Annotated in this window: 7 protein-coding genes; 6 read left to right on the top strand and 1 reads right to left on the bottom strand. The window is 52.5% G+C overall.

Annotation, left to right across the window (positions count from 1 at the left end; genetic code table 11):
- Positions 1-14 precede the first annotated feature (14 nt).
- The 4 genes from gyrB to blaDIM all read left to right on the top strand — a co-directional run bounded on the left by gyrB (position 15) and on the right by blaDIM (position 4,771).
- Entirely contained in the window at positions 15-2,438 is a 2,424-nt protein-coding gene (gyrB, locus tag G8770_RS22120) for a DNA topoisomerase (ATP-hydrolyzing) subunit B (protein WP_167192070.1), read from the top strand.
- 351 nt (positions 2,439-2,789) lie between these two features.
- Positions 2,790-3,158, top strand: coding sequence for a PH domain-containing protein (locus G8770_RS22125; RefSeq protein ID WP_167192072.1), 369 nt, complete (start codon positions 2,790-2,792; stop codon positions 3,156-3,158).
- A gap of 63 nt (positions 3,159-3,221) precedes the next feature.
- Positions 3,222-3,926, top strand: coding sequence for an esterase/lipase family protein (locus G8770_RS22130; protein WP_167192074.1), 705 nt, complete (start codon positions 3,222-3,224; stop codon positions 3,924-3,926).
- A 107-nt stretch (positions 3,927-4,033) separates the two neighbouring features.
- On the top strand, positions 4,034-4,771 hold the full coding sequence (gene blaDIM, locus G8770_RS22135; RefSeq protein ID WP_167192076.1) for a DIM/SIM/IMP family subclass B1 metallo-beta-lactamase: 738 nt from the start codon (positions 4,034-4,036) through the stop codon (positions 4,769-4,771).
- A gap of 94 nt (positions 4,772-4,865) precedes the next feature.
- On the opposite strand, the gene G8770_RS22140 is transcribed toward blaDIM, so the two are convergent.
- The gene (locus tag G8770_RS22140; RefSeq protein ID WP_167192078.1) at positions 4,866-5,384 is read right to left on the bottom strand and encodes a cytochrome b/b6 domain-containing protein; all 519 of its coding nucleotides are present in this window, start codon (positions 5,382-5,384) and stop codon (positions 4,866-4,868) included.
- A gap of 82 nt (positions 5,385-5,466) precedes the next feature.
- On the opposite strand from G8770_RS22140, the gene G8770_RS22145 reads away from it, so the two are divergent.
- Both G8770_RS22145 and G8770_RS22150 read left to right on the top strand, forming a co-directional pair.
- Positions 5,467-6,864 carry a hypothetical protein gene (locus G8770_RS22145; protein WP_167192080.1) on the top strand — a complete coding sequence of 466 codons (1,398 nt, stop codon included), beginning with the start codon at positions 5,467-5,469 and terminating at the stop codon, positions 6,862-6,864.
- Between the two features lie 65 nt (positions 6,865-6,929).
- Positions 6,930-7,217, top strand: a complete 288-nt coding sequence (locus G8770_RS22150) for a putative quinol monooxygenase (RefSeq protein ID WP_167192082.1) — start codon at positions 6,930-6,932, stop codon at positions 7,215-7,217.
- Positions 7,218-7,422 lie beyond the last annotated feature (205 nt).

Below are 7,422 nucleotides of genomic sequence, written 5' to 3' on the forward strand. Positions count from 1 at the left end.
TGGAGTTCATCAACATGACAGAACAAACTTCTTACGACTCGTCCAGTATTAAGGTGCTGAAAGGGTTGGATGCGGTTCGTAAGCGCCCAGGGATGTACATTGGCGATACCGACGATGGTAGCGGTTTACACCATATGGTGTTTGAGATTGTCGATAACTCCATTGATGAGTCCCTGGCAGGCCACTGCACAGAGATCAAGGTGGTGATTCACCCGGACGAATCCGTTTCTGTCAGTGATAACGGCCGGGGTATTCCCACCGAAATCCACGAAGAAGAGGGTGTTTCAGCCGCTGAAGTGATCATGACGGTGCTCCACGCGGGCGGAAAGTTCGATGACAACACCTATAAAGTCTCCGGTGGTCTGCACGGTGTGGGGGTTTCGGTGGTGAATGCGCTGTCGGAGAAACTGGAATTGACCATTCGCCGCGGTGGCAAGGTGTTCGAGCAGGTCTACCGTCACGGGGTACCTGATGCGCCGCTGGCCATTGTCGGTGATACTGATGCCACCGGTACCGAAGTGCGGTTCCACCCGTCTCCGGCGACATTTAACAACATTGAATTTCACTTTGAGCAGCTGGCCAAGCGTCTGCGTGAGCTGTCTTTCCTCAATTCCGGTGTCCGTATTGTCCTGAAAGATGAGCGCTCCGGGAAAGAAGAGGTGTATGAGTACGAGGGTGGTTTGCGGGCGTTTGTGGAGTTCCTGAACCAGAACAAAACCCCCATCAACCAGGTGATTCACTTCAATACCCAGCGTGAAGAAGATGGGGTTGGGGTGGAAGTGGCTTTGCAGTGGAACGACAGCTTCCAGGAAAACATCTTCTGTTACACCAACAACATTCCCCAGCGCGACGGCGGTACCCACCTGGCGGGCTTCCGCGCGGCGTTGACCCGGGGCCTGAACGGCTATATCGAGCGCGAGGGGCTGGGCAAAAAAGACAAGGTCAGCACCACCGGTGACGATGCCCGTGAAGGTCTGACGGCGATCATCTCGGTGAAGGTCCCTGACCCCAAGTTCTCCTCCCAGACCAAAGACAAGCTGGTGTCGTCCGAAGTGAAGACGGCGGTGGAGCAGGAGATGGGGGTTTCCTTCAACGACTACCTGCTGGAGAACCCACACGAATCCAAGCTGATTGTCGGCAAGATGATCGAGGCTGCCCGGGCTCGCGAAGCGGCTCGTAAAGCCCGTGAAATGACCCGTCGTAAAGGCGCTCTGGACATTGCCGGTCTGCCGGGCAAGCTGGCGGACTGTCAGGAAAAAGATCCGGCCCTGTCCGAAATCTACCTGGTGGAGGGTGACTCTGCGGGGGGATCCGCCAAGCAGGGGCGTGCCCGCAAGACCCAGGCCATCTTGCCCTTGAAAGGTAAGATCCTCAATGTCGAAAAAGCCCGTTTCGACAAGATGCTGTCCAGTGCCGAAGTGGGCACCCTGATCACCGCCCTGGGCTGTGGTATCGGCAACCAGGAATTTAACCCGGACAAGCTGCGCTACCACAGCATCATCATCATGACGGATGCGGACGTGGACGGTTCTCACATTCGCACCTTGCTGTTGACCTTCTTCTTTCGTCAGATGCGTGAGTTGGTCGAGCGCGGTCACATCTTCATTGCCCAGCCGCCGCTGTACAAAATCAGCAAGGGCAAGCAGGAACAATACCTGAAAGACGACGATGCCCTGACCAAATTCCTCACCCAGGCGGCGCTGGAAGGCTCGTCCTTGCACGTCAATGTTGATGCACCGGGCATTACCGGCGAAGGCCTCGAAAGCCTGGTAACGGAATACCGCGCGGTAATGGCCACAATTGACCGTTTATCCCGTCTGTACCCTTCCGAGGCGCTGGAGCAGATGGTGTACATGGAAACCGTGACCGAAGAGCACCTCAAGAGCCGTGAGCCCATTGAGAAGTGGGCGGATACCTTGTCGGCGCGTTTGGCCGTCAGTAACGGCAGTGGCAGCCACCGTTACGAAGTCATCGTCAAGGAAGACACTGAGCGTCACCTCTTTATCCCGGTGATTCGTATCACCGCGCACGGTGTGCCTACCGACTTCCTGTTTAACCGCGACTTCTTCCTGTCCGGCGAGTACGCCTCCATCATCAAGCTGGGCGAGCGCCTGGACGGGCTGATCGAAGAGGGGGGTTACATTCAGCGTGGCGAGCGCAAGAAAGAAACCACCAGCTTCACCGAAGCGCTGGAGTGGCTGATGGTGGAATCCCGCCGCGGCTACAACATCCAGCGTTACAAAGGCCTGGGTGAGATGAACCCCGAGCAGCTGTGGGAAACCACCATGGATCCGGAAAGCCGTCGCATGCTGCAGGTAACCATCGAAGACGCCATCGGCGCCGACCAGATCTTTACGACCTTGATGGGCGATCAGGTGGAGCCACGTCGTGAGTTTATCGAAACCAATGCCCTGGCGGTGGCCAACCTGGACGTTTAATTTTGCTGTAAACGTTGGGTGATTCCAAAACCCGCAGCGATTGATTTGGTGTGACATGAATCAATCGCTGCGGGTTTTTTATTGTGGCTGAGGTTGTTGTGTGTGAGCACTTACACTCTGCCGATTGCCTTGTAGTCACAGAGGGCTTGGCTGATAATCACTAGTGGATTGGGGGGGCAATGTGGTCGGGTAAGCGTAAACGTCTGTTTGCCGAAATCAAACACGGTGCCGCCCGGCCTTAATATCGAACTCAAGTGCACCCTTCCATTTAGACTCTGGTGATGGACTCATGAACCATCGCACTTAAGTCACAGAAACCTGAATAAACACCAACAACGGCAAGGAACCTCAATGATCGATTTCAACAACAAGGGCTTTTTCAAACTCAAACAAAACACCGACTACGCGGAAAAAGTCGCCGAGTTATTGTTGGAGGATGAAACCATTATCGATTCTTACAAATCCATGCGCGATGGCGTGGTGTTTACCAACAAACGCATTATTGCGGTCAATGTGCAGGGCTTAACCGGCAGCAAAAAAGATTTTACTTCCCTGCCTTACAAGAACATTGTGGCCTATTCGGTGGAGACGTCCGGCACTTTCGATCTCGACTCCGAGCTGGAGATCTACTTCTCATCCATTGGCCAGGTAAAATTTGAATTTACCGGCAGCACCTCCATCAAACTTATCTCCAAACACATTTCAGATCACGCGCTGTAGCGGGTACTTGCTACAGCGGTGCGCGTTGCTGTGGTTAAACAGACCAACAGGGTTTTCAAAATAATGAAAAAAAACTGGCTTGTCTTTTTCGTCCTGTGGGTGTTTTCCGGTAATGCTTTTGCCCGCGAGTGCGTGATCCTGCTGCACGGGCTGGTCAGAACTTCTGCTTCGATGGAAGTCCTTGCCGAGCGCCTTGAAGGGAACGGTTATGTTGTTGCGAACATTGATTACCCTTCGCGCGAGCACGAGATTGCCGTGCTCGCGAACATGGCGGTTGAAGCGGGGGTAGCGCGTTGCCATCAATCCGCTGCAACCAAAATCCATTTCGTCACGCACTCCCTGGGCGGTATTCTGGTGAGGCAGTATCTGCAGCTGAACCGTCTTGAACAGCTTGGTCGCACCGTCATGCTCGGTCCGCCCAATCAAGGCAGCGAAGCGGTCGACAAGCTGGCTAAGGTTCCGGGCTTTGAATTCATTCATGGCCCTTCCGGTTTGCAGCTGGGCACGGGAACAGGAAGTATTCCTAACGCCCTGGGGCCGGCCAATTTTGAAGTGGGTATTATTGCCGGTACAAAATCCATTAACCTGATTCTTTCCCGTTTTATACCGGGAACAGACGATGGCAAGGTATCCATCGATCGAGCGCATTTAGACAATGAAAAAGATTTTTTGACGATGCCCGTCTCCCACCCCTTTATCATGAGGGATGAACGGGTCATTGATAACGTCGTGCATTTTTTAAAAAATGGCGTCTTTGAAAAGCGTTAGATCGTTTATGAACAGCAATACAATCGACAAGGTGGTTTGACAGACATTCGAACTCAGCGGTGTGTCTTGTCTGTTGTGTCTATCTTTAATCCTTGATGGGTACGGTTATGAAACTCATTGTTTCCCTGGCAGCGTGTTGGTTAATAGGCAATGTATTGAATGTTAACGCGGTGTTTGCCAGCGAATCCTTACCGGAAATTGAAATTTCAGAGATCCAGCCAGGGGTGTTTTTACATACATCCAACAGCCGAGTTGAAGGTTATGGTCTGGTCAGTTCCAATGGCCTGGTGGTCGTTGACGGCAGCAAAGCCTTTATCATTGATACCCCCTGGTCCGACCGAGACACACAACAGCTGGTAGCCTGGATACACGCACAACAGCTTGAATTGATGGGCAGCCTTTCTACCCATTCCCATCAAGACCGAACCGCAGGGATACCATGGTTGAACGCTCAAGCCATTCCGACTTACGCCTCGGTGTTAACCAATGAGCTGTTGAAACAGCAAGGGCAAGCCCTGGCCTCAAACCCATTTGAAGGACCGGAGTTTTCAATCGCGGATGGCTTGATCGAAATCTACTATCCGGGTGGGGGTCACACCATCGATAACCTGGTTGTGTGGCTGCCCAGGGTCAACATACTGGTGGGGGGGTGTTTAATCCGCGCGCTGGGAACAAACAATTTAGGCTATACCGGTGAGGCGTCGATTGAAGCCTGGCCAACGACTGTGGCAAAGGTGCAAGCAAAATACCCGAACGCGAAGTGGGTCATCCCGGGGCATGGCGAGGTCGGTGATCAACGCTTATTAGAGCACACCAAACAACTGTCGATCGAGGCATCGAATTAGGCAACTTTTTTGTTGGTAAGGCGATTCTTCTGACAGCGATTATCAGCAGAACTGTTGCAAAGGCAAAACCCGTTTGGGGGTTTTCGCCAATGCATCAACCGGTCAGCATGCGTTTAATCAGAGCCACCCGGTACTTTGATTGAGTCACTATTACGGCACTTACGTGTATCGCCACGGCGATCATGACACTGTCGGCGGACCAGGCATGCAGGTTCTGAACCCAGTCTTCTCCCCAAAAGGCATCCAGTTCCTGCATCCAGCCGCTGACGGCGGTTACGCTCATGGCGCCTAACAGGAATACCACCATCAGACCCGCCACGGGGGTGTGGCGGCGCTGCGGATGTTCGCGGTGCAGGGTGGAAAAGTGTGCGATGGCAACGCGCAGATTATCGGGCGTGGGCCAGAAGTCGCGAAAGCGGCCGTTTTCGGCACCGCAAAACCCTCGTACACAACGCAGGCAAACAATCGCCAACAGCGCGTAGCCCGCCCATTCGTGCCAATCATCACCTGCTTCCAGTAACCAGTAATTGCAAAGAAACAGCAGTGCCATGGACCAGTGCCCCAAGCGGATCCACAGGCCCCAGCGTTGATAACCGGCGGTCGCTGAAGGCATTCCCAACACTCCGACCTCAAATGGCAGTGAGTTTGGCCAGTTTTCAGTGACGTCGATTCGCGCTGCGAATGGCCAGGAGTTAATGGCTCAGGAAACCTGTGGCAATGACATTAACACCGATGCCGCCAGTTTCAGTCACCGCTTTGAACAGGGATCCTTGCGGGCGAAAAAAACGCTGCGCCTGGTCCCCGGAGCTGATGTGAGCACTATCGCTGTGGTTGAGGGCGAGGTGCTGTTGCCGGTAACGACCACCACCAAAACCCTGCTTGTCGCTGCCGACACCGATCTGACCTCCATCGAAAAGGCCACGATTGTGCAGGATGGTATGCAGCTGCGTATCAAGTCAATTGAGGGTGACCGCGTGAGTTTTGTGGTCAGTGGTGATCAGCAGCGCCTGCTGGCAGTGCGTGGTTTGAATGCAGACAAGCGCTACCTGCAGGCAAAGGGTTCCAGTTCCATGGGCGATATCCACAGCGGCAAAAAAAGCGTGAGCGCGAACTATCAGGGTGAAGTTGCCTTTGTTGAAGTTGTGGTCGCGGTTAAGCAACAGCCGCTAGAGTACCGTTTCCGTTTCAACCAGTCTTTGCCGCTGCAGAAAAGTCAGAGTTATGCCCAACAACCGCAACTGCCCCAACCCTATCACCTAGATGATTGGTCCAACGTGCTGGAGTTGGCAAAAAGCCTGGAGCCTGAACAGAAGAATAGCGCTTGGCTGGGTGAACCGCTGGTGCGGCAGCGCACAGAAGTGGGGTTGCTGTCGCTATTTCCGTCAGAAGTGACACGTGGGTTTGGCGGCTACGCATTGCGCGGCTACGTGCAGTTGGATATGCCTTATGTGCAAGCCCTGGATGGTTATCAGGGGCGAGCTGTATTTTCAGCCAATCAACTGAATCTGGTGAATCATGATCCCGTGAAGGTGAGTTATGAACAAAATCTGGTGATGAATTTTAAGGGCTTTGGCAATAACTACAAAAACTCAAACAAAACCGAAGCTGAACTGAGACAGGAGCTTTACCTGCAGGGCAATCAACAAATGTCCATTCCCCTGGGGGAGGCTGGCGAGTCTCTGAAAGGTGCACAACTGCACTCCATTGAAGGCGAGCTGCAATTGAAATTACCAAAAAATATTGCCGCGCAAATGTTCGACGCTGTGACTTTGGGTCATCGCCTGAGCTCTGAAGGGTTGACGCTAAAAGTGATTGAATTGGCTGTGGGTGGCATAAAACTCAGTGCAGAAGGTGACACCAGCAAGGTCATGGATATTTTGGTTTTGGATAAAGAGGGAAAACAAATTGGTCATGGCGCCAGTTTTTCGGAAGAGATGCGCTCGGGTATGAACTCATCCGGCGATCAGCAACCGCCGAGGCTGGTGTCCGATCTTCGCTTTAATGGTGAACTGGCTGCGCTGCAAGTGGTGATGGTGACTGACACTGTCACCCAGCGTTACCCGGTCACCTTGTCGGTGCATGAGCAGGAGTAACGTTATTGCTGGCATTATCAAAGACGCCACATTTTTTAATAGAACCATAAAAAAATGAGTACGCTATGAGCTTTAAACTGTTAGTAACATTCAATGTACTGGAAGAGAAAACCGATTTATTTTTTAACATTATGTTGGGTGCAAAATCCTCCATTGAAGATGCAGAAGGTTGCCAAGGAGTGGAGATCCTGCAGAGCAAGGAAAATCCGAGTAAAGTCATTCTGGCTGAGGTCTGGCAGTCCGAAGCGCAGCATGATTCCTACGCAGAAAAAATGAAAGAGGTCGGATCGATGGAGAGCCTGGCGGCGTTTTTGGTAGAGCCACCGCAAATGGAAATGTTCACCATCGGCTGATCTGTGCGTCTTATGGCTGAGGTTTTGTAGCGGAAAACAGTCCGACACAGTGTTATAAAGTGGGCTTTTGATTGAGAGCGGTAATTAGCCCGAATATTTCACAAAGGACTAAACAAGAACGGCTGAAAGCCTTATGGTTATTGGTGTCTAGACAATATCCGCAAGCAATCAGCCGTGAACAAAATGATACCACAGTCTTTCCAGT

The organism is Pseudomaricurvus hydrocarbonicus, assembly GCF_011602365.1.
Lineage (GTDB): Bacteria > Pseudomonadota > Gammaproteobacteria > Pseudomonadales > Cellvibrionaceae > Pseudomaricurvus > Pseudomaricurvus hydrocarbonicus.

Excerpts from the sequence above, each read along its gene's own strand:
- gyrB (WP_167192070.1), top strand. The coding sequence starts at position 15 with ATGACAGAACAAACTTCTTACGACTCGTCCAGTATTAAGGTGCTGAAA.
- G8770_RS22125 (WP_167192072.1), top strand. The coding sequence starts at position 2,790 with ATGATCGATTTCAACAACAAGGGCTTTTTCAAACTCAAACAAAACACC.
- G8770_RS22130 (WP_167192074.1), top strand. The coding sequence starts at position 3,222 with ATGAAAAAAAACTGGCTTGTCTTTTTCGTCCTGTGGGTGTTTTCCGGT.
- blaDIM (WP_167192076.1), top strand. The coding sequence starts at position 4,034 with ATGAAACTCATTGTTTCCCTGGCAGCGTGTTGGTTAATAGGCAATGTA.
- G8770_RS22140 (WP_167192078.1), bottom strand. The coding sequence starts at position 5,384 with ATGCCTTCAGCGACCGCCGGTTATCAACGCTGGGGCCTGTGGATCCGC.
- G8770_RS22145 (WP_167192080.1), top strand. The coding sequence starts at position 5,467 with ATGGCTCAGGAAACCTGTGGCAATGACATTAACACCGATGCCGCCAGT.
- G8770_RS22150 (WP_167192082.1), top strand. The coding sequence starts at position 6,930 with ATGAGCTTTAAACTGTTAGTAACATTCAATGTACTGGAAGAGAAAACC.